The sequence below is a fragment of the Inhella sp. genome (assembly GCF_041912635.1).
GTDB lineage: Bacteria > Pseudomonadota > Gammaproteobacteria > Burkholderiales > Burkholderiaceae_C > Inhella.
The window spans coordinates 19992-44446 of the sequence record NZ_JAYRMO010000036.1; the positions used below are offsets into that span (position 1 = coordinate 19992).

The following is a 24455-nucleotide window of genomic DNA, read 5'->3' on the forward strand; positions in this document are numbered from 1 at the left end:
CGAGCGGGCCGGCCATGATCCTCCTTCTGGAAGACGACCCGGCCATCGCGCAGACCGTGCGCTTCGCGCTGGAGCGCGAAGGCCTGCAGGTGCAGCACCATGCCTGGCTGAAGGACGCCCGCGCCGCCTGGGCTTTGGCGCCGCCGCGCTGCGCGGTGCTGGACATCGGCCTGCCCGATGGCTCCGGCCTGGACTGGCTGCGCGAGCTGCGCCAGCAGGGCAGTGCCACGCCCATCCTGCTGCTGAGCGCGCGCGGCGAGGAACTCGACCGCGTGCTCGGCCTGGAGCTCGGCGCCGACGACTACCTGTGCAAGCCCTTCAGCCCGCGCGAGCTGGTGGCGCGTGTGCGCGGCCTGCTGCGCCGTGCCCCGGCCCCTGCGGCGCCGGGCCTGCGCATCGAAGGCCAGCAGGCGCGCTGGGACGGACAGGCCCTGAACCTGACGCGCCGCGAGCTGGCGCTGCTGCAGGCCCTGCTGGCGGCCCAGGGCCGAATCCTCAGCCGCGACAAGCTGCTGGACCAGGCCTGGGGCACGGCCAGCGAATCCAGCGACCGCACGGTGGACACCCACATCAAGACCCTGCGCGCCAAGCTGCGCGAAGCCGGCGCGGGCGAGGACGCGATCCGCACGCATCGCGGGCTCGGCTATTCGCTGGAACTCTGAGCCCGCATGCACCTGGGCCTGCGCGTCCTGCTCGCCTTCTTCCTGCTCTGCGGGCTGACGGCCTACGCGCTGCTGCGCGTGGTGCTGGGCGAGGTCAAGCCGGCGGTACGCGAGGTGGTCGAGGAGTCACTCGTCGAGACCGCCCACCTGGTGGCTGTGCTGAGCGCGGACGCACTTCAGCAAGGCCAATTGCAGGGCCTGGAGCAGCGCCTGCTGGAGCTGACGCAGCGCCAGCCGCAGGCGCAGATCTGGGCGCTGCACAAGAACCAGCTGGTGCTGCGCATCTACCTGACCGACGCCCAGGGCAAGGTGCTGCTGGACACCGCACGGCCCAGCGCCGTGGGGCAGGACTACTCGCAATGGAACGATGTGCTGCGCACCCTGCGCGGCCAGTACGGCGCCCGCGCAAGCCGGCAATTGCCCGATGACGAAGCCAGCCTGGTGCTGCAGGTGGCCGCGCCCATCCGCAACGCCGCGGGCGCGCTGATCGGCGTGGCCAGCGTGGGCCGACCGGTGGCCAGCCTGGAGCCGCTGATCCTGCGCACCGAGGGCCGCATCTGGTGGATCGGTGTCGGCCTGGTGGGCGCCGCGCTGCTGCTGGGCAGTCTGGTCACCGGCTGGCTGATCTGGACCCTGCGCCGATTGCGCGACCACGCGCTGCATGCGCCCGTGGGCGCCCCCGCACCGCGCCTGCAAGGCGAGCTGGGCCAGCTGGCGCGCGCCATGGACGCGATGCGCCTGCGCCTGGAAGGCCGCAGCCAGTGGGAACAGCGCGTGCGCGCCCTCACGCATGAGCTCAAGAGCCCCATTACCGCGCTGCGCGGCGCCGGCGAGCTGCTGCAGGAGGAACTGCCCGCGCCCGACCGCGAGCGCTTTGCGCAGCAGGTCGTGGAGCAGAGCGAGCGCCTGCAGGCCCTGGTGGAGCGGCTGCTGGAACTCTCCAAGCTCGAAGCCCAGAGCGAGCCGGCACGGCAGGAGCCCCTGCGCCTGGACGAGCTGCTGCGCGCCGCGGTGCGCCACGAGGCCGACCGCTGCAGCCAGCGCGGCCTGCACTGGCAGGGGCTGGAGCAGCTGCCCGCCGCCCCGCTGCGCGGCGACGCCGAGGCCCTGAGCCTGCTGCTGGCCAATCTGATCGGCAACGCGATCGACTTCGCCCCGCCCGGCAGCACGCTCGAACTGGAGCTGCAGCCCCAGGGCCGTGCCTGGCTCTTCAGCCTGCGCGACCACGGCCCCGGCGTGCCCGAGGCGGCGCTGGCGCGCCTGGGCGAGCAGTTCTTTTCCACCACCCGGCCGGATGGTCGCAAGGGCTCCGGCCTGGGCCTGGCGCTGGCCCGCCAGGTGGCAGCCCTGCACGGCGGCAGCCTGCAGTTCGAGAACGCCGCACCGGGTTTGCGCGTGCGCCTCACATTGCCTTCACAAACGCCCTAAGCCCCTCACGGCGGCTGCCGAGCATCACGACTCCAACAACAAGAGGAGCGATGAATGCGAGGCAAGCTATGGCTGGGCAAGGCCCTGGGGCTGGTGGCGGTGTGCCTGATGCTGGCGCTGGTGTTGGCGCAGATCGAGCGCCTGGTGCGCGAGCGCCTGAGCTACCAGCAGCAGGCGGGCTGGTCGGTGCGGCAATCGCTGGCCGAGGCGCAGACCGTGCTGGGCCCGGTGCTGCGCCAGCAATGCACCGAGCAGTGGGAAACCGTGGAGGAAGACAGCAAGGGCGTGGCGCGGCGCCAGGCACGCAGTGAAAGCCAGGTGCGTACCGCCCTGCCCAGCCAGCTCAGCATCAACGGCGAGCTGCAGCCCGAGGCCCGCCACCGGGGTCTCTTCAAGGTCAACACCTATGTGGGCCGGCTGGCCGTGCAGGCGGAGTGGAAAGACGCCAAGGAGCTTCAACCGGTGGCCCGGCACGGCGGCACGCTCAGCTGCGCCACGCCGCAGCTGCTGCTGTCGGTGAGCGACGCACGCGGCCTGCGCAGCGTCAGCCTCAAGCTCAATGGCGAGAGTCTGCAGCCTCGCCCGGGCAGTGGCCTGCTGCTGCGCGCGCCCACGGCGCCGGCCAGCGGCAGTGAACCCGCCGCCGCGCAAGCCGCCGACCCCGACACCCGCCAGGGCCTGCATGCCCAACTGCCGCGCCTGGACCTGAACGAACGCCAGCGCCTGGACATGCAGCTCGACCTGGTGGGCACCGAGAGCTTCGCCTGGGCGCCCGCGGCCGAAAACCTGCAGATGCAGCTGCGCTCCAGCTGGCCGCATGCCAGCTTCGGCGGGCGCTTCCTGCCGGTGCAGCGCGAGGCCAGCGACAAGGGCTTCCGGGCCGAGTGGCGTGTCAGCGCCCTGGCCACCACGGCAGGCGCAGAGCTGGCCGAGGGCCGGCCGGTGAAGGACAGCCTGGGCGTGGAGCTGATCGACCCGGTGAACCCCTACTCCCTGAGCGAGCGGGCGATGAAGTACGCCATCCTCTTCATCGCCCTGGTGTTCGTGGCCGTGGCCTTGATCGAGGTGCTGGGCGCCCTGCGCGTGCACCCGGTGCAGTACCTGCTGGTGGGGCTGGCGCTGGGCCTCTTCTTCCTGCTGCTGCTGGCGCTGTCCGAGCACCTGGCCTTTGTGATGGCCTACACGCTGGCGGCGGCGGGCTCGAGCGCGCTGCTGGCCGGCTACGCGGCCGCGCTGTTCAAGCGCTGGCGCGCCGGCGCCATGTTCGGCGCCGGGGTGGGCGGGCTGTATGCCGCCCTCTATCAGGTGCTGAACCTGGAGCAAACCGCCCTGCTGATGGGCAGTCTGCTGCTGTTCGCCGTGCTGGGCGGGGTGATGTTCGCGACGCGTCGGATCGACTGGTACGCGTTCACCACCCGGCTTCAAGCCGACTGATCAGGCCGAGTAACGGCGCTCGAGGTAATGGATCAGCGTGCGGATCGTCTGCGCCTCGCCGCCCACCGGGCGGCCGGGGCGGGACAGATTGGTCCAGGCGAACAGGTCGAGGTGCAGCCAGGCCTGCTCGGCCGGCACGAAGCGGTCCAGGAACAGCGCGGCGGTCACGGCGCCGGCCATCGGGCTGCTGCCGCTGTTGCTCACATCGGCCATTGGCGTCTCGATCAGCGCCTGGTAGGGCTGCCACAGCGGCATGTGCCAGAGCGGATCGCGCTCCTGCAGGCCCAGGTCCACCAGTTCGCGGCCCAGCGCCATGTCGCGCGTGAACAGGGCCGGCAGCTCCGGGCCCAGGGCCACGCGGGCGGCGCCGGTCAGCGTGGCCATGTCGATCAGCAGATCGGGCTTGGCTTCGCAGGCGTAGGCCATGGCATCGCACAGCACCACGCGGCCCTCGGCGTCGGTGTTGCCGATCTCGATGGTCAGGCCCTTGCGGGTGCGGAACACGTCACCGGGGCGGAAGGCATTGCCGCTGATGGCGTTTTCCACCGCCGGGATCAGCAGCTGCAGGTGCACGGGCAGCTTCAAGGCCATCACCAGCGCGGCCAGGCCCAGGGCATTGGCGGCGCCGCCCATGTCCTTCTTCATCAGGCGCATGCCGTCGGCCGGCTTGATGTCCAGGCCGCCGCTGTCAAAGCAGACGCCCTTGCCGACCAGGCTGAGCCTGGGGTGCTTGGGGTTGCCCCAGGTCAGCTCGATCAGGCGCGGCGCGCGGTCGGCTGCGGCGGCGCGGCCCACGGCGTGGATGGCCGGGAAGTTCTGCTTCAGGAGCGCGTCGCCCACGATCTCCTTGACCTTGGCGCCATGCGGCTTGCCGACCAGCTTGACGGCATTGGCCAGGTGGGCCGGGCCCATGTCCTCGGCCGGGGTGTTGACGAGGTCGCGCGTGGCGCACATGGCGGTGGCCACGGCCAGGCCGCGCTGAGCCTCGGGGCCATCGGCCAGCAGCAGTTCGGCGCCGGCGCGGCCGCGCGCCTTGTAGGCGTCGAACACGTAGTCGCCCAGGCTCCAGCTCAGCGCGGCGGCCTGCGGGTCCAGTGCCAGGCCCTCTTCGGCCAGGCGGTAGCGGCCCAGCGGCAGGGCCTGCGGCAGGGCCGCGAGGGCGTAGGGGTCATCGGCGCCGCGCACGCCGGCCAGCACCAGGGCGATGCCGCCTTTTTCATCGGCGATCAGGGTGTGCGTGTCCACCTTGCCGGCAAAGCCCACGGCCTTGGCCCAGGCGCGCTGCGCGGGGCTGAGCAGCTTGCTGTCGGCGTCCCAGCTGCTGGGGCTGGTGCAGAAGATGGGCGTGCTGGCGGGCAGCTTCTTGGTCTTGACGAGAGTGACGCTCATGGCCGGTGGGTTTGGGAATCGGAAAGCAGGGATTCTCGGTGTAGCGTGCCGACCCTGCCGCTTCGGCCCCACGCGGCCGCTTGCGGCGCATCGGCAGCAAGGAGCCGCCACATCATGAAGATCGGCGAACTGGCCAAGGCCAGCGGCACGGCGGTGGAAACCATCCGCTTTTACGAGCGCGAGGGCCTGTTGCTGCCGCCGGCGCGCAGCCCGGCCAACTACCGCCACTACCAGCCCGCGCACCTGGAGCGCCTGCGCTTCATCCGCCGCTGCCGCGCGCTGGACATGGCGCTGGACGAAGTGCGCGCCCTCTTGCAGGCGCGCGACCAGCCGCCGGCCGATTGCAGCGGCGTCAACCAGGTGCTGGACGCCCATATCGCGCATGTGGCCGCGCGGATGGCCGAGCTGCAGGGCCTGCAGCAGGAGTTGCTGACCCTGCGCCAGCGTTGCTCGGCACCCGGGCCGGACTGCGGCATCCTGGCCGGCTTGGCCGAGGCGGAGCCCGGTCGCAAGCCCTTGGGCGCCGTGCACGGGCCGCACGAAGGCGGCCGGACCGGCAAAACCAAGGGTTAACCCTTGTATTTGGGTGGCAAACTTTCTTCACCGGGCTGTCAACCAACCGGCTTCGGGCCCCGTTGCGGCTCACATCGGTCGATTCCACGACCCGCTCCGAAGAAGCAAGATGCTGCACAGCCAACCCGCCCGCCACACCCAAGCCCCGCGCCGCCTGCCTGCCGACTGGCTCGGCGATGCCCTGTTCGACAAGGGCCCCAAGCATGTGGGCTTCGACGCCCCCTCGCTGGGTGGCGGCCGCCGCGCCGTCGAACGCGCGCTGAAGCTGGACAAGAAGCGCTAAAACGCCCTGAACCCGGGGCCTGCCGCCGCCCGGCTGGCAGACTCCCCGTATGAAACTCCCTTCCCGCCGCCTGCTGCTGTTTGCACTGGCGGCGTTGTGCTTTCTGAGTCCCCTGCTCGGCCTGGCCCTGGCGCTGCAGACCGAACCCCGCCTGCCCGAGCTGCACAGTCGCCTGGGCCCTGCCGAACTGGCGCGCGGACGACAGTTGCTGCGCCAACTGGACCCGCGCCGGCTGCCGGCCGACAGCGTGAGCGAGCTGCGTCTGCGCGAGGCCGACCTCAACACCCTGCTGGCCCACTCCGGCCAGCGCGCCCAGTTGCAGCTGCGCCGTGACGGTGCGCTGCTGCAGGCCAGCCTGCCCTGGAAGCTCGGGCCCTGGCCGGTGTGGCTGAACCTGGAGCTGGAGCTCGACTCCCCCTCCTGGGTGGGCGGCGCCGTGTGGCCGCAGCCCCGCCGGCTGCGCATCGGCCGGCTGCCGCTGCCCCCGAGCTTGAGCCTGCGCCTGGCGCGCTCGGCGTTGGAGCGGCGCTTCGGCGCCGCGCCCTGGGCGGCGGTGGACATGGTCGAGGCCGTGCGGCTCGATGAGGAGGCCGTCTGGCTGCGCTGGCGCTGGCAGCCGCAGCAGGCCGCGGCCGCCCTGGCGAGCCTGTGGCCGCAGGCTGAACAGGAAGCCCTGCGCGCCCAGCACCGCCGCTGGCAGGCCCTGGTGGGGCAGTTGCAGCCGCCACGCCCCAGCGTGGAGCTGGCCCAGCTGCTGCCCGAACTGGCGCGGGAGGCCCTGGCGCGCGTGGAGGGCGGGCAGGCCGCGGCGGCCGAGCTGCGCGCCCTGTGGCTGCAGCTGGCCCTGCGCAGCGTGGGGCGCGACCCCGGCCGGCTGATCGGCGACCCCGACAACCGCCCCAGCCCCGGCCTGCGCCTGGCCGGGCGCGAGGACATGGCCCAGCACTTCCTGATCTCCGCCTGGCTGGCCGCCCAGGGAGCCGGCCAAATGGGCGACGCTCTGGGCCTGGCCAAGGAGCTCAGCGATACCCAGCGCGGCGGCAGCGGCTTCTCCTTCAACGACCTGGCGGCCGACCGCGCGGGCGAGCGCATCGGCCGCCTGGGCAGCGGCCGGCCGCTGGAGCTGCTGCGCCTGCTGGCGCAGCAGCCGCCCGAGACAGCCTTCTTTCCGAAGGTGGCCGACCTGCCGGAATTCCTGAGCCGGCAGCGCCTGCAGCAGGAATTTGGCGGGGTGGACGGCCCCGGCTACCGTGCATTGATGACGGAAATCGAGCGCCGCATCGACGCCTTGGCCGTGCATCGTGGTTTGTCCGGGGGTGCGCCCTGAACTGAGCTTTTGTCCGCGCAGGGTCGGCGCGCTTAGGCTGCGCGCCTTTCACGCCTCCGCCCCCCCCCCCCATGCGCCCTCTTCGCCCCGCGGCCCTTGCCGCCGCCCTGCTCAGCCTGAGCCTTGCCGCCCCCGCCCAAACCCAGTCCGGCCTGGACCGCGCCGGCTTCGACCCCGCCGTGCGCGCCCAGGACGATCTGTTCCGCGCGGCCAACGGCCAGTGGCTGAAGACGGTCGAGATTCCGGCCGACAAGCCCGAGTACGGCACCTTCATCCAGCTGCGCGACAAGAGCGACCGCGAGGTGCGCGCCATCGTCGAGGGCCTGGCCGCCAAGCCCCAGGCCGCCGGCAGCGTGGCCGAGAAAGTGGCGCTGTACTACGGCGCCTACACCGATCTGGCCGGCATCGACCAGGCCGGGCTCAAGCCCATCCAGCCCCTGCTGGCCAGCATCGACGCCATCAAGACGCGCAAGGAGCTCTCGCACTGGCTGGGCCGCCAGCAAGGGCTGATGAACCTGCCACTGGGCCTGGCCGTGTACCCGGACTTCAAGGAACCCGGCATCAACCGCCCGCTGACCTGGCAGGGCGGCCTGGGCCTGCCCGACCGTGACTACTACCTGAAGGCCGAGGAAGAGCGCTTTGCCAAGGCGCTCAAGGCCTATGGCGAGTACCTGACCACCTTGGCCCGCCTGGCCGGCATGAAGCACCCCGAGCAGGCCGCCCAGACCACGCTGGCGCTGGAGCGCCAGATCGCCGCGGCGCACTGGGACCGGGTCGAGAACCGCAACATGGTCAAGCTCTACAACCCGCACGCGCGCGCCGACCTGGCCAAGGCCGCACCCGGGCTGGACTGGCAGGCTTTCCTGGACGGCGCCGGCCTTGGCGCCATCGACCGCCTCTCGATCTCGCAGCCCAGCGCCACCGCGGCAATTGCCAAGCTGCTGGCCGAGGCCCCGCTGGCCGACTGGCAGACCTATCTGAAGCTGCACGCGCTGGACGGCGCCGCCGACACCCTGCCCAAGGCCTTCCGCGACGCCCGCTTTGCCTTCCGCGGCACCGCGCTGACCGGCGCCACCGAGCCCAAGCCGCGCTGGCAGCAGGGCATCGACCAGGTCAATGCCGCCATGGGCGAGGCCCTGGGCCAGCTCTACGTCGCCCAGCACTTCCCGCCCGGCCACAAGCAGCGCATGGTCACGCTGGTGAACAACCTGCTGGGCTCGTTCGGCGACAGCCTGGACGGCCTGACCTGGATGGGCCCCGAGACCAAGGGCCGCGCGCGCGCCAAGCTGCAGAGCTACGTCACCAAGATCGGCTACCCGGACACCTGGCGCAGCTACGAGGCCCTGGTGGTGAAGAAGGGCGACGCGCTGGGCAATGGCGAACGCGCCGCGCGCTTCGAGTGGGCGCGCCAGGTGGCCAAGGCCGGCAAGCCGGTGGACCGCCGCGAATGGGCGATGACGCCGCAGACCGTCAACGCCTACTACAACCCGCTGGCCAACGAGATCGTGTTCCCGGCCGCCATCCTGCAGCCGCCCTTCTTCAATGCCGCCGCCGATGACGCGGTGAACTACGGCGCCATCGGCGCGGTGATCGGCCACGAGATCAGCCATGGCTTCGACGACTCCGGCAGCCAGTTCGACGCCGACGGCGCGCTGCGCAACTGGTGGAGCGACGCCGACCGCGAAGCCTTCAAGAAGCTGGGCGACCAGCTGGTGGCGCAGTACGAACAGTACGAGCCCGTGCCCGGCAAGAAGCTCAACGGCCGCCTGACCCTGGGCGAGAACATCGCCGACCTCAGCGGCCTGCAGATCGCCTACAAGGCCTATCTGAAGAGCCTGGGCGGCAAGGAAGCGCCGGTGATCGACGGCCTGACCGGTGCGCAGCGCTTCTTCATGGGCTGGAGCCAGGCCTGGCGCGAGAAGGCCCGCGAAAGCCGCGTGCTGCAGTTGCTGACCAGCGACACCCACTCGCCCCCCGAGTTCCGCGCCAACGGTGCGGCGTTGAACCACGACGGCTTCCACGAGGCCTTCGGCGTCAAAGAGGGCGACAAGATGCACAAGGCGCGCGAGCAACGCATCCGCATCTGGTGAGCGACGGCCTTCCCCTCCTCATTCCGAATCCTCCTGCCATCGTTCCCATGAAACTGCTTTGCACTGCAGCCGCCGCGCTGACCCTGTGTTTGACATCCCATGCCGAGATCCTCTCCGGCCTGGACCGCCAGGGCGCCGACCCCACCGTGCGCGTCCAGGACGACCTGTTCCGCGCCGTCAATGGCGAGTGGCTGAAGAAGACCGAGATCCCGGCCGACAAGGCGCGCTACGGCAGCTTCATGCTGCTGCGCGACCAGAGCGACCGTGAGGTGCGCGAGATCATCCAGGCCCTGAGCACCCAGCCGCAGGCCAAGGGCAGCGTGGCCGAGAAGCTGGCGCTGTACTACGGCAGCTATGTCGATCTGGACACCATCGAGCGCGTCGGCCTGCAGCCGCTGCAGGCCGACCTGAAGCGCATCGCCGCCATCAAGGATCGCGCCGCGCTGGTGCGCTGGATCGGTGCGCGCCAGGGCCTGCAGAACCAGATCGTCAACCTGGGGGTCGAGCCCGACTCGCGCCACCCCGACGTCTACCAGGCCGTGATCGGCCAGGGCGGCCTGGGCGTGCCCAATCGCGACTACTACTTGAAGGACGGCGACGAGCGCTTCGCCAAGGCCGTCGCGGCCTACCGCAGCTACCTCGAGACCCTGGGCCGACTGGCCGGCCTGCCCGACCCGGTCAAGGCCGCCGAGCACACCATCGCCCTGGAGCGCCAGATCGCCGCCGCGCATTGGGACAAGGTGGAGATGCGCGATCCGGTCAAGCTCTACAACCCCAAGACCCGTGCCGAGCTGCAGAAGTTCGCCCCGCAGATCGACTGGAACCTGCTGCTGCAAAGCGCCCAGCTGGGCAAGGCGCAGCGCCTAATCGTGGGGCCGAGCTCGGCGGTGCAGGGCGCCGCCAAGCTGCTGGCCGAAGCCCCGCTGGCGCAATGGCAGGACTATCTGAAGCTGCACCTGCTGGACTCGCAGGCCGACAGCCTGCCCAAGGCCTTCCGCGACGCGCACTTCGCCTACCACGGCACCGCGCTGACCGGCACCACCGCCGAGCGCCCGCGCTGGCAGCAGGGGATCGAACAGACCAATGCCGCGCTGGGCGAGGCCCTGGGCCAGCTCTATGTCGGCCAGCACTTCCCGGCCGAGTCCAAGCAACGCATGGTCACGCTGGTGAACAACCTGCTCGGCAGCTTCGGCGACAGCCTCGAATCCTTGAGCTGGATGGGCGCCGAAACCAAGACCAAGGCGCGCGCCAAGCTGCAGGCCTACACGGTCAAGATCGGCTATCCGGAGCAGTGGCGCGATTACAGCGCGCTGGTCGTCAAGGCCGGTGACGCGGTCGGCAACGGCGAGCGCGCCGCGCGCTTCGAGTGGGAACGCAATGCCAAGCGGGTCGGCCAGAAGGTCGACAAGAAGGAATGGGGCATGACGCCGCAGACCGTCAATGCCTACTACAACCCGCTGGCCAACGAGATCGTGTTCCCGGCCGCCATCCTGCGTCCGCCCTTCTTCAATGCCGCCGCCGACGACGCGGTCAATTACGGCGCCATCGGCGCCGTGATCGGCCACGAGATCAGCCACGGCTTCGACGACGAGGGCAGCCAGTACGACGCCGATGGCGCGCTGCGCAACTGGTGGACCGAGGCCGACCGCAAGGCCTTCGAGCAGTTGGGCGAACGCCTGGTGGCGCAGTACTCGGCCTACGAACCCCTGCCGGGCAAGCAGGTCAACGGCCGGCTGACCCTGGGCGAGAACATCGCCGATCTTTCGGGCCTGCAGATCGCCTACAAGGCCTATCTGAAGAGCCTGGGCGGCAAGCCTGCGCCAGTGATCGACGGCTTGAGCGGCGAGCAGCGCTTCTTCATGGGCTGGAGCCAGGCCTGGCGCGACAAGAGCCGCGACAGCCGCGCGCTGCAGATGCTGGTCGTCGACCCGCATTCGCCCGCCGAGTTCCGCGCCAACGGTGCCGCCGTCAACCACGACGGCTTCCACCAGGTGTTCGGCACCAAGGCCGGCGACAAGATGTTCAAGCCCAGCGAGGAGCGCATCCGCATCTGGTGAGGCCGCGGGGCGCACGGAGAATGCCGAGATGCCGCGCGCCCTGCCTCCGCCCTCACCCGCCCGCTCCCCCTTGCACCAGGGGGCGCTGGGCTGATGGAACTGGCACTGGTGGTGCTGGCCTCGCTGGCGGCCGGATTCATTGATGCCATCGTGGGCGGCGGCGGCCTGGTGCTGGTGCCGGCCCTGTTCGCCGCCTACCCGCAGGCGGTGCCGGCCACGCTGTTCGGCACCAACAAGGGCGCAGCCATCTGGGGCACGGCGCTGGCCGCCTGGCGCTATGCCCGCCATGTGGAGCTGCGCTGGCACTCGCTACTGCCGGCCATGGGCGCCGCCCTGGCCGGCAGCGCGCTGGGCGCCTGGGGCGCCACGATGGTGGACGCGCGCGTCTGGCGCTTGGCGCTGCCCATCATCTTGCTGGCGCTGCTGATCTACACCCTGGCCAAGAAGGACCTGGGGCGCGCCCATGCCCCGCTGCACGAGGGCCGTGCCGAGGTCTGGCGCGCGGTGGCGATCGGCGGCGGCATCGGCCTGTACGACGGCTTCTTCGGACCCGGCACCGGCAGCTTCTTCGTCTTCCTGTTCGTGCGCCTGCTGGGCTACGACTTCCTGCACGCCAGCGCCAGCGCCAAACTGCTCAACACCGCCACCAATGCGGCCGCGCTGACCCTATTCGCCGCCACCGGCCATCTGTGGTGGGGCGTGGCCGCCGCGATGGCGGTGGCCAATATGGCGGGCAGCTGGATGGGTTCGCACCTGGCGATTGCACGCGGGGCCGGCTTTGTGCGGGGGGTTTTCCTGGTGGTCGTCGCGGCGCTGATCCTGAAAACCGGTTGGGACGCGGCGCTAACATGGTCCGCAGTCTTCGCCTGAAAGGCCTCGTCATGTCTGTGGATCCCGAACTGCGCTCGCTCGACATCGAAATCCCCGCCCAGCCCGAAGTGCTGGTCAAGCTCTCGGTGCTGATGGCCGAAGACGAGATCGATCTGCTGGCGGTCTCGGCCCTGGTGGAAGGTGACATGGCGCTCGCCGCCGCCGTGCTCAAGGCGGTCAACTCCTCGCTCTACGGCCTGCGCGGCCGCGTGCAGACGGTGCACCAGGCGCTCACCTACCTGGGCATGCGCGAGGTCTCGGCCATCGCCTTCGAGATGAGCCTGCGCGCGGCCTTCCCGCCCGCGGCTGAACTCGACCCGGTGTGGGACCGCGCCGCCAAGCGCGGCCTGATGATGGGCCGCATCGGCCAAATGCTGGGCATCGACCCCTGGGCTGCGCATTCCGCCGGCCTGTTCGAGGAATGCGGCAAGGCCGTGCTGTACCGCCACGCCCCCCAGCATTACCCCGCCATGCTGCGCGCCGCCGCCACCGATTCCGAGCTCTGCGGGCTGGAAACCGCCGCCTTCGGCGTCAGCCACGACGCATTGGGCGCGGCCCTGTGCGAAAGCTGGGGCCTGGCCCCGGCCGCTGTGGCCAGCGTGCGCCACCACGTGACCCTGCAAGCCACCGGCGAAATGCCCGAGGCCCTGCAGCGCCGCGGCGTGGCCGCCATCTCGGGCCTCGTCTACACCCTGATGAACGACCCGGATGCGCTGGAGTCGCAGGTCAACCTGATCGCGCCGCAGGCTCAGATCGACCCCGCCGCCGCACTGCGCGCCGCCCGCCGCGTGCAGGAGCAGCTGGAAGCCGCATGAGCGGCAGCGGCCTGATCGCCGCGCTGACCAGCGTCAGCACGCGCGAGCAGGCCGAGGCGCTGGCCCACCACCTGGTGGAGCAGGGCCTGGCGGCCTGCGTACAGCTGCAGGCCATCGAATCCGTCTACCGCTGGCAGGGCGTGGTGCAGCAGGAGCCCGAGTGGCGGCTGCTGATCAAGAGCACGACGACCCGCTGGGCCGAACTGCAGGCCGCCGTGCTGGCCCAGCACCCCTACGAGCTGCCCGCGCTGGTGGCCTGGCCGCTGCCCGAGGGCCATGCGGCCTTTCAGGATTGGGTGCGGGAGCAGACGGCTTCCTAGAATCCGACCCTTTGCCCGACGGTGCGTGCCCGCATGAGCTTTGAAGACTTCCGCACCCTGCTGCCGCAGCGCCTGCTGCCCAAACGCCTGCTGACGGAACAGCTGGGCCGCCTGGCCGCGGCCGAGGGCGGCGCCTGGACGACGCGGGTGATTGAGCGCTTCATTCGCCGCTATGGCGTGAACATGGCCGAAGCCGCCAACCCCGACCCGGCCAGCTACAAGAGCTTCAACGAGTTCTTCACCCGCGCGCTCAAGCCCGGCGCGCGCCCGCTGAGCCCCGCCACCTGGATCTGCCCCGTGGACGGCGCCATCAGCGCCTTCGGCCGCATCGAGGCCGACCAGGTCTTCCAGGCCAAGGGCCATGGCTACAGCACGCGCGAGCTGATCGGCGGCGACGCCGCCGAGGCCGCGCGCTACCAGGACGGCCACTTCGCCACGCTGTACCTGAGCCCCAAGGACTACCACCGCATCCACATGCCGGTGGCCGGCACCCTGCGCCGCATGACCTGGGTACCGGGCAGCCTGTACTCGGTGAACCCCGCCACCGCGCGCGCGCTACCGGGCCTCTTTGCCCGCAACGAGCGCGTGGTTTGCCACTTCGACACCGCGCACGGCCCCTTCGTGCTGGTGCTGGTGGGGGCCACCGTGGTGGGCAGCATGGCCACCACCTGGCATGGCGTGGTCAACCCGCCGCGCCACCCCACGGTGAAGAGCTGGGACTACGAGAGCGGCCTGCACCGCTTCGAACAAGGCCAGGAGATGGGCCGCTTCCTGCTCGGCTCCACCGTGGTGATGCTGTGGCCCAAGGGCCCGCTCGCCTTCAATCCCGACTGGGCCCCGGCCCGTTCCATCCGCCTTGGCGAAGCCATGGCAGACCTCGCATGAAGACCACCCGCGTCCTGACCGGCATCACCACCACCGGCACCCTGCATCTCGGCAACTACGTCGGCGCCATCCGCCCGGCCATTGCGGCCAGCCGTGAGCCCGGCGTCGAGAGCTTCTTCTTCATGGCCGATTACCACGGCCTCATCAAGTGCGACGACCCCGACCGCGTCGAAGCCTCGCGCCTGCAGATCGCCGCCACCTGGATCGCCGCCGGCCTGGACACCGATGTGGCCCTGCTGTACCGCCAGAGCGACGTGCCCGAGGTCTGCGAGCTGACCTGGTTGCTGACCTGCATCACCGCCAAGGGCCAGATGAACCGCGCCCATGCCTACAAGGCGGCGGTGGATGCGGCCGTGGCCGCGGGCGAGGAGCCGGACTCCAACGTGACGATGGGCCTGTACTGCTACCCCATCCTGATGGCGGCCGACATCCTGCTCTACAACGCCCACCGCATCCCGGTCGGCAAGGACCAGGTGCAGCACATCGAGATGGCGCGCGACGTCGCCCAGCGCTTCAACCACCAGTACGGGGAAGACTTCTTCGTGCTGCCCGAGGCCCAGGTGGACGCCGAGATGGAGCTGCTGCCCGGCCTGGACGGCCGCAAGATGAGCAAGAGCTACGACAACGTCGTGCCCCTGTTCGAGGGCGGGCTGGACGGACTGAAGGGCGCCATCGCGCGCGTGGTGACCGACTCGCGCCTGCCCGGCGAACCCAAAGAGCCCGAGGGCACGACCTTCATCCAGCTCTGGGACAGCTTTGCCAACCGCGAGCAACGCGCCGCGATGCGCGCCGAGCTGCGCGCCGGCCTGGGCTGGGGCGAGGCCAAGCAGCGCCTGGTGACCCTGATCGACGCCGAACTCGGCCCGATGCGCGCCCGCTATGAACACCTGATGACCCACCCGGACGAGGTCGAGGCCATCCTGCTCAAGGGGGCCGAGCGCGCCCGCGCCATCGCCCGGCCGCTGCTGGCGCGCCTGCGCGAGGCCGTGGGCCTGCGCCGCTCGCGCCTCTTGCCCGGGCGTGCCGCACCCCAGGCGCCCAAGGCGGCCGTGGTGCCGGTGGCCAAGCAATACCGCGAGGCCGACGGCCAGTTCTACGTCAAGCTGCTGCAGGGCGAGCAGGTGCTGCTGCTTTCACCCGGTTTCACCCAGGGCAAGGAAGCCGGCCAGTGGTGGGCGCGCGTGAAGGCCGAGGGCTCGGGCGCCGCCGCCGGTGCGCAGCAGCTGGACGCCGGCCTGGACGCCGTGCTGGCCCTGCTGCGCGCGGCCGAGGCGGAAAAGGCCGAGAAGGCCGGCAAGGCGGGCTGAAAAGCCGCGCCAGCGTGAAATCTTGCCTGGCGGCCCCCGCAACAGCGGGGGGCTGTCGGGCCCGCTCTCTAGAAAGCCCTGGGGAAAGCGCCCAGGGCGCAACAGGCCGGGACGGGCTAACTTCGGCGCCTCTTTCGCCGTCCTCCACTAGAAGCCGTCCATGAGCACGACCGTCGCCCCCGAACGCCTGGCCCTGCAATGCCTTTACTACTGGGAGACCGCCCATCCCGAACGCGTCACCCTGACCCAGCCGATGGGCAATGGGGTTGTAAAGGAATTCACCTGGGGACAGGTGGCCGATGAAACCCGCCGCATGGCGGCCTGGCTGAAAAGCCAGGGCTGGCCCGAGGGCAGCAAGGTCGCCATCCTTTCCAAGAACTGCGCCTGGTGGCTGATGACCGATCTGGCCATCTGGATGGCCGGTTACGTCTCGGTACCGCTGTACCCGACGCTGGCGGCCGGCACCATCACCCAGATCCTGGAGCACAGCGAATCCAAGATGTGCTTCATCGGCAAGCTCGACGGCTGGGAAGGCATGAAGCCCGGCGTCCCGGCCGGCCTGCCCTGCGTGAGCTATGCGCTCAGCCCCGATGACGCCAAGGCCAGCTACCAGAGCTGGGACGAGATCATTGCCGACACCGCCCCGCTCAAGGGCCAGCCGGTGCGCGGCGCCGATGAGCTCGCCACGCTGATCTACACCTCCGGCACCACCGGCGCGCCCAAGGGCGTGATGCACACCTTCGGCAACTTCGCCTGGGCGCTGACCGCCGGCCTGGGCCGCGTGCCGATGAACGACAAGGACCGCATGCTGTCCTACCTGCCGCTGGCCCACGTGGTGGAGCGCTGCCTGGTGGAGCACGGCTGGCTGGTGACCGGCATGCATGTGTACTTCGCCGAGTCGCTCGAAACCTTCACGCAGGACCTGCAGCGCGCCCGCCCGACGATCTTCTTCAGCGTGCCGCGCCTGTGGGTCAAGTTCCAGCAGGGCATCCTGTCCAAGATGCCGCAGGCCAAGCTGGATCGGATGCTCAGCATCCCGCTGCTGAACCTGGTGGTGAAGAAAAAGATCCGCAAGGCCCTGGGTCTGGACCAATGCCGCTTTGCCGCCGGCGGCGCCGCGCCGATGCCGGTCGAACTGCTGAAGTGGTACCGCAAACTCGGCCTGCCCATCAACGAGGGCTACGGCATGACGGAGAACCTGGCCGTCAGCCACATCACCGTGGCTGACCAAGACATGACCGGCACCGTGGGCCCGGCCTACGACGGCGTGCAGGTGCGCATCGACAAGAAGACCGGCGAGCTCCAGATGAAGAGCCCAGCGGTGATGAAGGGCTACTACAAAGAGCCCGAGATGACCAAGGAGGCCTTTACCGAGGACGGCTGGCTGCGCACCGGTGACAAGGCCGCGCACGACGACCGCAAGTGCCTGAAGATCACCGGCCGCGTCAAGGACCTGTTCAAGACCAGCAAGGGCAAGTACGTCGCCCCGGCGCCGATCGAGGACAAGCTGGTGATGCACAGCGCGGTGGAAGCCTGCGCCGTGGTGGGCGCCAACATGGGCCAGCCGATCGGTCTGGGCATGCTGGGCCCCGATGCCGCCCAGAAGCTGGCCGACCCGGCCGAGCGCCAGGCCCTGGCCGACTCGCTCGCCGAGCACCTCAAGGCCATCAACGCCAAGCTCGACCCGCACGAGCAGATGGACTGCCTGGTGCTGTTCAAGGAAGCCTGGACGGTGGACAACGGCTTCATCACGCCCACCTTCAAGGTCAAGCGCAACCGCATCGACGAGGTCTACGGCCCGAAATACGAGCAGTGGGCCGACAGCCGCCAGAAAGTGATCCTGGTGGACTGAGGGCGGCCGTCTCGCGGCCGCCGGCTGACACGCGCTCCGCCACCGGCGGTCCGGGACAGCCCTCTTCGATCAAGTGCCACCGCGGAACCGGCTCTGCCGGGCCGCTGGTGGCGCCCCCTGGGGGGAGGCGCCAAAGGCGCTTCGGGGGGACCTAAAGATCCATCCACCCAGAAGCGCGGGCGCCGTCTTTGCCGCCGCGCTTGGCCTCATACATGGCCTTGTCGGCCGCCTCGTACACCGCGTGGCGGTTGGCCTGGGTGCCGGTGGGCAGGGTGACGATACCGATCGAGGCCGTCAGCTTTCGGGTGCTGCCGTCCGGTAGCGGCAGGGGCTGCTCGTGCAAGGCGCGGCGCACCTGGGCCGCCACCTGCAGCGCGCCGGCCGCGTCGGTGCTGGGCAGCACCACCCCGAACTCCTCGCCGCCCATGCGCGCGAGCTTGTCGGTGGCGCGCAGGCGCTGGCGCAGCAACTTGACGACGTGCCGCAGCGCCGCATCGCCCACACCGTGGCCAAGCTGGTCGTTCAGGGCCTTGAAGTCGTCCAGGTCGATCAGCATGAAGCTCAGGACCGAGCCACCACGGTGCAGGCGGGCCAGTTCGGCATTCATGATCTGGTCGAGCCGGCGCCGGTTGCGGCAGCCGGTGAGCGGATCGCGCGTGGCCAGGCGGTGCAGTTCCTTGTGCGCGCGCTCGTGCGCCGCCAGCACATAGCCGAAGCCCACGCCCAGCACGGCCAGCATCAGCAGCAGCATGGACAGGCCCTGCCCGAGCGGCGCGAAGAGCTGGCCGGCCAGGTTCTGGTAGTCCTGCGGGTACATCAGCGCGTCCAGCGCGCGCCAGCACAGCACCAGTTCCAGGGCCACCAGGGCCAGGCCGATGGAGCGCAGCGCCGAGCCCACGCCCCAGCCGCGCCGCAGCACCGTCACCACCAGGGGCAGCAGGAAGGACGCCGCCGCCGCAGTGGTGAGGGCGATGCGCTTGGACTGCGGCAGGCCCAGCGACAGCAGCACCACCGCCGCGTACAGGACGAAGGCCCCGACCACGACGCGCCAGCGCGGCGCGATGTCCAGCAGCTGCAGCACCGTCCAGACCATGGCCAGCAGGCCCAGGCCCAGGATGGCATTGCTGGTCAGCACCAGCAGCCACTCGGGCAGCTGGCGGCGCAGCGCGAACAGCGCCGCCGAGGCCAGCAGGGCCGCGCAAACGCCGATCCAGCTCAGGGTCTCGCGGCGCGGCAGGCTGCGCCAGCCCGACAGCGCGATCTGCAGCACCATCAGGCCGAAGCCGCCCACCATGGCCAGCGTCAGCGTGGGCACATGGATGGCGGGCCAGTCCATCAATACCGAACTAGCCGAGTTGCAGAGGGCCGTTGACCTGGGCCAGCTTGATGCGTGCGGCCAGGGCCGCGCCCTCGAAATCGGCCTCGATGCGTGCCTGCGCCTCGTCGTCCTCGGCCTGGGCTTCGGTGATACCCACGGCGCGGTTGCGACCACGGTGCTTGGCCGCGTACAGCGCCAGGTCGGCCCAGTTGACGGCGCGCTCCCAATGCAGGCTCAGACCGGCAGGCGGCAGCGGGAAGCAGACAAAGCCGATCGAAATCGTGACGCGCAGCTGCTGCTCGGCGCCGATGGAGATCGGCGCATCGGCCACGGCGATCAGCAGGCGGTCGGCCAGCAGCTGCACATGCGCGGGCTTGAGCGAAGGCGCCATGATGAGGAACTCCTCGCCGCCCCAGCGCACCAGCAGATCGCCTTCACGCAGGGTGCGCTGCAGGCGCTTGGCGACGGCCTGGATGACCTGGTCGCCGGCGCCATGGCCATGGCTGTCGTTGATGCGTTTGAAGTGGTCGATGTCCAACATCAGCAAGCCACCGGTCAGCGGCTCGGCACCGCGCGCCTGCATGGCGGCCAGGAAGTGGCGGCGGTTGGCCAGCTGCGTCAGCGGGTCGCGCTCGCTCAGCACCTGCAGCAGTGCCTGGTTGGCGCGCAGGCGCAGATGGGCCTTGCGCATGCGCACCAGCGCCAGCACGGCGATGACGGCGCACAGCCCGAGCAGCACCGCGCCGATGCCGGTGACCTTGCGCGCCATGCTCTGGTTCGCCAGGGTCTGATCCTGCACGGCGCGCTCGCGCCGCAGCAGCTCGACCTTGGCCTTCTGCTGGTCAGCGTCGTACTTGGCGCGCAGCTCGGCCAGCACGGCCTCGCGGGCGCGCTGCTGCACGTCCAGCGTCAGCCGACGCTCGGCGTGGTAATGCGCCAGCGCCTCCTTGGCCAGGCCCACGGCGGTCCAGGCTTCGCCCAGCTCGCGCAGTTCCTCGGCGCGGCTGCGGGTGTCGTCCTCGCCCACCGGCATCTGCTCCAGCAGAGCGATCTGCGCACGCGCGGCGTCGAAGGCGCGCAGCTTGACCAGCGCCACCGCCAGGTTGTGGCGCGCCGTGCGCAGGGCACGCGGCTCGCCGAAGCGCTGCAGCAGCGGCAGCGCCGCCTCGGCGAGCTTGCGCGCCTGCTCGGGCTGGTCGGCATGCAGATAGAAGTCGGCCAGCGCGGCCTGCAGCAGCGCATGGGTGCGCGGCAGGTCGGCCTGGCGCGCCAGCGCCAGCGCCTCTTCCAGGGCCTTGCGCTGGGTCTCGCGGTCGTTGCGGCGTACCGCCAGCGCGGCTTCGTAGCTCTTCACGGCCGCCAGGGTGCGCGGCGTCTGCGCGGCCTGGCGCAGGGCATCGGTCAGCGCGCGGCGCGCCAGCTCGGGTTGCTCCAGCAGCTCGTGCAGATCGGCCGCCTCGGCAAGGTCGCGCGCGGTGGTCTCTTCGTCCTGGCCGGCCCGGCTCAGCGCCAGCGCGGCCGTGACGGCCTGCAGGGCCGGGCTGAGCTGACCGGCCCGCTTGAGGGTGCGCGCCAGCAGGCGCTGGGCGTCGTGCAGCGGGCGGAAGTCGCAGCTCAGCGGCCCTTCGGCCGGGCCTTTCCAGTCCTTGCAAGCGGGCTCCAGTTCGGCAATGACCTGGCCGGCGGCCTGCGCGGCCTCCGCATTGCGGCCCTGGCGCTCATGCACCAGCCCCTGCACGAGGCGCTGGCGCGCCTGCTGCGGGCCCTGGCGGGCCCATTGCAGCGCGGGTTCCAGCTCGCCTTGCAGCACGGCGACGCGTGCGCGCACATAGGCCGTGGCGTCCGCCTGGGCGGGCTCCAGCTGCTTGAGCTCGCTCAGCACCTGCTGCGGGTGGTCGTAGGCCCTGGCCAGCAGCTCGGCCAGGCGGCGCTCGGTGGCAGCGTCCGGCGCGGCATGGCCGGCCAGCGGCATCACCAGCAGGGTCGCGGCCAGCGCCCGCCGCAGCCCAGCCAGATCGATCCGGCAGAAGCGGCCGCTCATGGCGCACCTCCGGGCATCGGGCCTGGTGTCACCTGCAGCTCCAGGCTGCCGCGCTCACGCGCCTGATTGAGCTCACCGAGGTCTTGCATCAGTTCGGCCACGCTGGCAGCACGCGACACCGTCAGGCCCCAGGCTTGGTTGCGGCCGTGGCCCTTGGCTTGGTACATCAGGGTATCGACGACGTCAATGGCACGCTCCCAGTCGGGCGCTCCGCCACCACCGGGCAGCGGGAAGCTGGCGTAGCCCACCGAGCCGGTGATGTGCACCGACTGCCCTTGCGGCAGTGCCACCGGGGTGCCACCAAGCTCGCGCAGCATGCGCAGGGCCAGCGCGTAGGTCAGCGCGGGCTCGCGCGTGCCCACCAGCACCAGGAATTCCTCGCCCCCCCAGCGCACCACGATGTCCTGCTCGCGCACCGCGGCGCGCAGGCGCTGCGCCACCGCCACCAGCACGGCGTCGCCCCCGGCGTGTCCGTAGCTGTCGTTGATGCGCTTGAAGTGGTCGATGTCGATCAGGAACAGGCTGGCCTGCAGCTTGTCTTCGAGCTGGTGCTTGAGCACCTCACGCTGGAAGTAGCGGCGGTTGGCCAGACCGGTGAGGGGATCGCGCTCGCTGCGCACGGCAAGCTCCTCGTTGGAGCGCGCCAGCTCGCGGTTGGTCTGGCGCATGCGCTTGAAGATCATTGCCAGCAGCACCATGGCCGCCAGGCCACTGGCCATCAGCAGGCCCCATTGCAGCAGCTGCAGGTTGCGGGCCTTGATCTGCTCGCCCTGAAGCACCGTCTGCTGACCCAGCAGCTGCGCTTCGCGCTCGCGGCGCTCGGCATCGAACTGCTCCTGGGCTTCGAGCACGCGCTTGCGCTGGTCGGCACGCGAGAGCGTGTCGGCGATGCGGCGGTGCTCCTCGAAGGCCTGCATGGCGCCAGCGAAGTCGCCCGCGCGCTCCAGGTACTGACCCAGTTCCGCCCAGCCCTCGGAGACGCTGGTGGTGGCGCCCTTCTGGCGCTCGGTGGCGATGGCCTTGAGCACGTCGGCCTTGCCCTCGGCCACGCGCTTGAGGCCGATCTTGGCCAAGCCCATGTTGTGCATGGCCAGCAGCTCGGTGCTCTGGTCCTCCAGCCGCTGTGCCAGCGGCAGGCATTCCTGTGCCAGCGCCAGGGCACGGTGGAAGTCGCCCGCGCGTAGGTAGCTGTCGGCCAGATTGCCCATCAGCAGGGCCTGCAGGCTCTCGTCGCCCGCCAGACGTGCGTGGTGCAGCGACTGTTCGTACGCGCGCCGCGAGGGCATCGGGTCGGCGTCTTCCGAGAGCACCAGGCCCAGGGTCAGCTGCGCCTCGGCCTGCACGTTGTGGTCGTCCGGCACGCTCTCGGCCACCTGCTGGGATTCCTTGGCCGCCTCTACCGCCTTGTCATGCTGGCCGGCCCGGTAGTAGGTGTAGGAGAGCGAGCCCAGCGCCGACACATGGCGCCAGACCTCGGCGGACTGTGCGCCCAGGCGCACCACGTCCAGGCGCAGCAGCAGGGCCTCGTCGATGTGGCCGGTCTCTTCCAGCACATTGGCGCGGATGCTGCGCTCGCGGTAGCGCCACTTCAGCGGCAGCTCGCCCAGGGATTCGGGCTTGAGCGAGTCAATCTCCTGCTGGGCCAGCTGCAGATGGCCGGAGCGGATGTGGAACACCGTCCACGCCAGAGCCCAGGCGGTTTCGCCCAGCACCCGCTGGCGCGTCTCGGAGGAGCGGCGCCAGGGGGCGAACTCGTGCTCCAGCCCTTCGAGCGCGGCCCGCTGCTTCTCGCCGGCGTAATGGGTCGAGAGCAGGAAGAGCAGGTCGAACTGCTCGTCGCTGGTTTCACGCGCCTGGCGGCGCAGGTGCGCCACCAGTCCGGGCAGGCGCGGGCGCTGGGCCTGCGGCAGGCGTTCGAGCTTGGTGATCTCGGGCCGCAAGGCCTCCTGCGCGCACGCGGGCTGCGGCACAACGCCGAGCAGGGCCAGGGACAGCGAGCAAAGGGCGAGTACGCGCATGGGTGGCCCGCATCCTAGGGCCAGCTCTCCGCGCCGCCATTGGGGGAGAGCCGCAAAGTTCTCACACTTCGTTGCAATTCATGCGGCCGCGCGCCGCACCGCATCCACCAGCACGGGGTGCAGGGCCGCAGGCAGGTCATGGCCCCAGCCGGGGATCTCGGTCAGCTGCGCCTGCGGCAGCGCCTTGGCCAGCGCGCGGCCATGGGCGATGGGCAGCAGCGGATCGGCCAGGCCGTGCAACACCTGCACGGGGCGCTGGAGCTGGCGCAGCCAGGGGCGGCGGTCGCCGTCGGCGGCAATGGCGATGAGCTGGCGCGCCGTGGCCTGCGGGCGGAAGGAGCGCGCCAGGTTGTGCGCCACGCGGGCGCGCAGCTCGGCCGGGTCGCTCGGGTAGGCCGGGCTGCCGATGGCCTGGAAGAAGCGCTCGCCATAGGCCTGGTAGCCCGCACGGTCGGGCCGGCTGAGCAGCAGGCGCAGCACATCGCCGCGCGGCGGGGGCAGCAGGCGGCCGCCCGGGCTCGTCATCCACAGGTTCAGGCCGCGCACCCGCTGCGGGTGGCGCCGGGCCAGGTGCTGGGCCACCATGCCGCCCATGGAGATGCCCACCACCTGGGCAGCCTCCAGCCCCAGGGCGGCGATCAGACCCGCGGCATCGTCCGCCAGCTCGGCCAGCGTGTAGGGCGGCTGCAGCGGCAAATGGAAGGCGTGGCGCCAGAAGGCCTGAGCCAGCCGCGGCCGACCCAGGTGGTCGCAGCTGGAGGAAAGGCCGATGTCGCGGTGGTCGTAGCGGATGACGCGAAAGCCCGCTGCGGCCAAGCGTTCCACCAGCTCGCTGGGCCAGCTCGTCAGCTGCAGGCCCAGGCCCATGATGAGCAGCAGCGGCTCGCCCTGGGCCGGGCCGTCCAGGGCCACGGCCAGCTCCTGCGCGCCGACGCGGATGCGGCGCTCCTCGCTCACCGCGTCACTTGCTCGGGTAGAACCAACGCTTCGCCCCTTGCGGGTTGAAGGGCTGCCAGTTCATTGGCGGCTGTGCCAGGCGGTCGGCCACGGCGTACAGCGCCAGCGGGTTCATGCCCAGGCCCAGGTGGCTGGCATGCACCTCGATGTTCTCCACCTGCGGCGCGGGCTCGTTGACGCTGCAGCGCCAGCTGACCACGCCGTCGCTGCGCGAGTAGATCGAGGTGGTGGGCACCGGCGGCGCCTCCTTCAGGCCTTCCAGCACTTCCTCGTCATGGCTGTCGTGGCCACTCACCAGCTCGAAGAAGCGCCAGGCGTGCGTGGCACGCGGGTGGCCGGCGAAGGGGGTGCCCAGGGTGATGACGTTGCGCACCCACTCGGGGTGGCGCTTGGCCAGTTCGCGTGCGTAGATGCCGCCCAGGCTCCAGCCGAGCAGGCTGGCCTTGCGGCCGCTGCTCTCGAACACGCGCTGCAGATCGGCCTCGGCCTGCTCGATCACGCCCGGGCGCGGGCCGAAGTTGAAGCCCTGGCGCCAGGGGTGGGTTTCGTAGCCCAGGCTGTCCAGCCACAGGCGCAGCGGCGCGGTGCTGATGTCGTTTGCCCCGAGGCCGGGGAACACCACCACTGGGTGGCCATCGCCCTTGGGCCAGCGGCGCAGCCAAGGGCTGGCGGCGATCAGGGCCGCGAACTCCCAGGGGGCGCGGCCTTCGAGCATCAGGAGCAGGGTGTGCGGGGGTTCGTGCGCATCGGCGGGCGCAGGGGCGGCGCGCGACGGCAGGCGGCGCGGGCGCGGAATCTTGTTCAGCATGCCGCAAGCGTAAGCGGCTGT

The 24455-nt window shown here is 70.7% G+C and carries 20 protein-coding genes; 14 read left to right on the forward strand and 6 right to left on the reverse strand.

The window, feature by feature from the left end:
• The first annotated feature begins 14 nt into the window (after nucleotides 1-14).
• From ACE3QP_RS18230 to creD, 3 genes are read left to right on the forward strand one after another with little or no spacing between them, the layout of a single operon-like run.
• On the forward strand, nucleotides 15-662 hold the full coding sequence (locus tag ACE3QP_RS18230) for a winged helix-turn-helix domain-containing protein (protein WP_374437974.1): 648 nt from the start codon (nucleotides 15-17) through the stop codon (nucleotides 660-662).
• Nucleotides 663-668: 6 nt separating this feature from the next.
• On the forward strand, nucleotides 669-2090 hold the full coding sequence (creC, locus tag ACE3QP_RS18235) for a two-component system sensor histidine kinase CreC (RefSeq protein ID WP_374437975.1): 1422 nt from the start codon (nucleotides 669-671) through the stop codon (nucleotides 2088-2090).
• 54 nt (nucleotides 2091-2144) lie between these two features.
• A complete protein-coding gene (gene creD, locus ACE3QP_RS18240) occupies nucleotides 2145-3524 on the forward strand; it encodes a cell envelope integrity protein CreD (RefSeq protein ID WP_374437976.1) in 1380 nt (459 codons plus the stop codon).
• Here creD and ACE3QP_RS18245 read toward each other — a convergent pair whose 3' ends face one another.
• Nucleotides 3525-4913, reverse strand: coding sequence for a M17 family metallopeptidase (locus tag ACE3QP_RS18245; protein ID WP_374437977.1), 1389 nt, complete (start codon nucleotides 4911-4913; stop codon nucleotides 3525-3527). It lies immediately after the preceding gene.
• Nucleotides 4914-5027: 114 nt separating this feature from the next.
• Here ACE3QP_RS18245 and cadR point away from each other — a divergent pair, with 114 nt between their 5' ends.
• The 11 genes from cadR to ACE3QP_RS18300 all read left to right on the forward strand — a co-directional run bounded on the left by cadR (nucleotide 5028) and on the right by ACE3QP_RS18300 (nucleotide 17292).
• Nucleotides 5028-5486 (forward strand): Cd(II)/Pb(II)-responsive transcriptional regulator, encoded by a 459-nt coding sequence (cadR, locus tag ACE3QP_RS18250; protein ID WP_374437979.1) that lies wholly within the window; start codon nucleotides 5028-5030, stop codon nucleotides 5484-5486.
• 109 nt (nucleotides 5487-5595) lie between these two features.
• Nucleotides 5596-5769 carry a hypothetical protein gene (locus ACE3QP_RS18255; RefSeq protein ID WP_198111108.1) on the forward strand — a complete coding sequence of 58 codons (174 nt, stop codon included), beginning with the start codon at nucleotides 5596-5598 and terminating at the stop codon, nucleotides 5767-5769.
• A 49-nt stretch (nucleotides 5770-5818) separates the two neighbouring features.
• A complete protein-coding gene (locus ACE3QP_RS18260; RefSeq protein WP_374437981.1) occupies nucleotides 5819-7096 on the forward strand; it encodes a hypothetical protein in 1278 nt (425 codons plus the stop codon).
• A 71-nt stretch (nucleotides 7097-7167) separates the two neighbouring features.
• On the forward strand, nucleotides 7168-9186 hold the full coding sequence (locus ACE3QP_RS18265) for a M13 family metallopeptidase (protein ID WP_374437983.1): 2019 nt from the start codon (nucleotides 7168-7170) through the stop codon (nucleotides 9184-9186).
• A 47-nt stretch (nucleotides 9187-9233) separates the two neighbouring features.
• A complete protein-coding gene (locus tag ACE3QP_RS18270; protein ID WP_374437985.1) occupies nucleotides 9234-11243 on the forward strand; it encodes a M13 family metallopeptidase in 2010 nt (669 codons plus the stop codon).
• 93 nt (nucleotides 11244-11336) lie between these two features.
• The gene (locus tag ACE3QP_RS18275) at nucleotides 11337-12113 is read left to right on the forward strand and encodes a sulfite exporter TauE/SafE family protein (RefSeq protein WP_374437987.1); all 777 of its coding nucleotides are present in this window, start codon (nucleotides 11337-11339) and stop codon (nucleotides 12111-12113) included.
• Nucleotides 12114-12124: 11 nt separating this feature from the next.
• Nucleotides 12125-12928 carry an HDOD domain-containing protein gene (locus tag ACE3QP_RS18280; RefSeq protein WP_374437989.1) on the forward strand — a complete coding sequence of 268 codons (804 nt, stop codon included), beginning with the start codon at nucleotides 12125-12127 and terminating at the stop codon, nucleotides 12926-12928.
• Nucleotides 12925-13248: a divalent-cation tolerance protein CutA gene (gene cutA / locus ACE3QP_RS18285; protein ID WP_374437991.1), complete on the forward strand. Its 324-nt coding sequence runs from the start codon at nucleotides 12925-12927 to the stop codon at nucleotides 13246-13248. The genes ACE3QP_RS18280 and cutA overlap by 4 nt, the downstream gene beginning before the upstream one ends.
• 33 nt (nucleotides 13249-13281) lie before the next feature.
• Nucleotides 13282-14133, forward strand: a complete 852-nt coding sequence (gene asd, locus ACE3QP_RS18290; protein ID WP_374437993.1) for an archaetidylserine decarboxylase — start codon at nucleotides 13282-13284, stop codon at nucleotides 14131-14133.
• Nucleotides 14130-15440, forward strand: coding sequence for a tryptophan--tRNA ligase (locus ACE3QP_RS18295; protein ID WP_374437995.1), 1311 nt, complete (start codon nucleotides 14130-14132; stop codon nucleotides 15438-15440). The genes asd and ACE3QP_RS18295 overlap by 4 nt, the downstream gene beginning before the upstream one ends.
• 160 nt (nucleotides 15441-15600) lie before the next feature.
• A complete protein-coding gene (locus ACE3QP_RS18300) occupies nucleotides 15601-17292 on the forward strand; it encodes an AMP-binding protein (protein ID WP_374437997.1) in 1692 nt (563 codons plus the stop codon).
• Nucleotides 17293-17443: 151 nt separating this feature from the next.
• Here ACE3QP_RS18300 and ACE3QP_RS18305 read toward each other — a convergent pair whose 3' ends face one another.
• The 5 genes from ACE3QP_RS18305 to ACE3QP_RS18325 all read right to left on the reverse strand — a co-directional run bounded on the left by ACE3QP_RS18305 (nucleotide 17444) and on the right by ACE3QP_RS18325 (nucleotide 24434).
• Entirely contained in the window at nucleotides 17444-18628 is a 1185-nt protein-coding gene (locus ACE3QP_RS18305; protein WP_374437999.1) for a GGDEF domain-containing protein, read from the reverse strand.
• A gap of 10 nt (nucleotides 18629-18638) precedes the next feature.
• Complete coding sequence (locus ACE3QP_RS18310) at nucleotides 18639-20651, reverse strand: diguanylate cyclase domain-containing protein (RefSeq protein WP_374438001.1); 2013 nt, start codon at nucleotides 20649-20651, stop codon at nucleotides 18639-18641.
• A complete protein-coding gene (locus tag ACE3QP_RS18315) occupies nucleotides 20648-22669 on the reverse strand; it encodes a diguanylate cyclase domain-containing protein (protein WP_374438004.1) in 2022 nt (673 codons plus the stop codon). The genes ACE3QP_RS18310 and ACE3QP_RS18315 overlap by 4 nt, the downstream gene beginning before the upstream one ends.
• A 78-nt stretch (nucleotides 22670-22747) precedes the next feature.
• The gene (locus ACE3QP_RS18320; RefSeq protein ID WP_374438006.1) at nucleotides 22748-23626 is read right to left on the reverse strand and encodes an alpha/beta fold hydrolase; all 879 of its coding nucleotides are present in this window, start codon (nucleotides 23624-23626) and stop codon (nucleotides 22748-22750) included.
• 4 nt (nucleotides 23627-23630) lie between these two features.
• The gene (locus ACE3QP_RS18325) at nucleotides 23631-24434 is read right to left on the reverse strand and encodes an esterase/lipase family protein (RefSeq protein ID WP_374438008.1); all 804 of its coding nucleotides are present in this window, start codon (nucleotides 24432-24434) and stop codon (nucleotides 23631-23633) included.
• Nucleotides 24435-24455: the final 21 nt, after the last annotated feature.

Bases quoted from the DNA above. Each gene is read 5' to 3' on its own strand.
- ACE3QP_RS18230 (WP_374437974.1), top strand. From the start codon at position 15: ATGATCCTCCTTCTGGAAGACGACCCGGCCATCGCGCAGACCGTGCGC.
- creC (WP_374437975.1), top strand. From the start codon at position 669: ATGCACCTGGGCCTGCGCGTCCTGCTCGCCTTCTTCCTGCTCTGCGGG.
- creD (WP_374437976.1), top strand. From the start codon at position 2,145: ATGCGAGGCAAGCTATGGCTGGGCAAGGCCCTGGGGCTGGTGGCGGTG.
- ACE3QP_RS18245 (WP_374437977.1), bottom strand. From the start codon at position 4,913: ATGAGCGTCACTCTCGTCAAGACCAAGAAGCTGCCCGCCAGCACGCCC.
- cadR (WP_374437979.1), top strand. From the start codon at position 5,028: ATGAAGATCGGCGAACTGGCCAAGGCCAGCGGCACGGCGGTGGAAACC.
- ACE3QP_RS18255 (WP_198111108.1), top strand. From the start codon at position 5,596: ATGCTGCACAGCCAACCCGCCCGCCACACCCAAGCCCCGCGCCGCCTG.
- ACE3QP_RS18260 (WP_374437981.1), top strand. From the start codon at position 5,819: ATGAAACTCCCTTCCCGCCGCCTGCTGCTGTTTGCACTGGCGGCGTTG.
- ACE3QP_RS18265 (WP_374437983.1), top strand. From the start codon at position 7,168: ATGCGCCCTCTTCGCCCCGCGGCCCTTGCCGCCGCCCTGCTCAGCCTG.
- ACE3QP_RS18270 (WP_374437985.1), top strand. From the start codon at position 9,234: ATGAAACTGCTTTGCACTGCAGCCGCCGCGCTGACCCTGTGTTTGACA.
- ACE3QP_RS18275 (WP_374437987.1), top strand. From the start codon at position 11,337: ATGGAACTGGCACTGGTGGTGCTGGCCTCGCTGGCGGCCGGATTCATT.
- ACE3QP_RS18280 (WP_374437989.1), top strand. From the start codon at position 12,125: ATGTCTGTGGATCCCGAACTGCGCTCGCTCGACATCGAAATCCCCGCC.
- cutA (WP_374437991.1), top strand. From the start codon at position 12,925: ATGAGCGGCAGCGGCCTGATCGCCGCGCTGACCAGCGTCAGCACGCGC.
- asd (WP_374437993.1), top strand. From the start codon at position 13,282: ATGAGCTTTGAAGACTTCCGCACCCTGCTGCCGCAGCGCCTGCTGCCC.
- ACE3QP_RS18295 (WP_374437995.1), top strand. From the start codon at position 14,130: ATGAAGACCACCCGCGTCCTGACCGGCATCACCACCACCGGCACCCTG.
- ACE3QP_RS18300 (WP_374437997.1), top strand. From the start codon at position 15,601: ATGAGCACGACCGTCGCCCCCGAACGCCTGGCCCTGCAATGCCTTTAC.
- ACE3QP_RS18305 (WP_374437999.1), bottom strand. From the start codon at position 18,628: ATGGACTGGCCCGCCATCCATGTGCCCACGCTGACGCTGGCCATGGTG.
- ACE3QP_RS18310 (WP_374438001.1), bottom strand. From the start codon at position 20,651: ATGAGCGGCCGCTTCTGCCGGATCGATCTGGCTGGGCTGCGGCGGGCG.
- ACE3QP_RS18315 (WP_374438004.1), bottom strand. From the start codon at position 22,669: ATGCGCGTACTCGCCCTTTGCTCGCTGTCCCTGGCCCTGCTCGGCGTT.
- ACE3QP_RS18325 (WP_374438008.1), bottom strand. From the start codon at position 24,434: ATGCTGAACAAGATTCCGCGCCCGCGCCGCCTGCCGTCGCGCGCCGCC.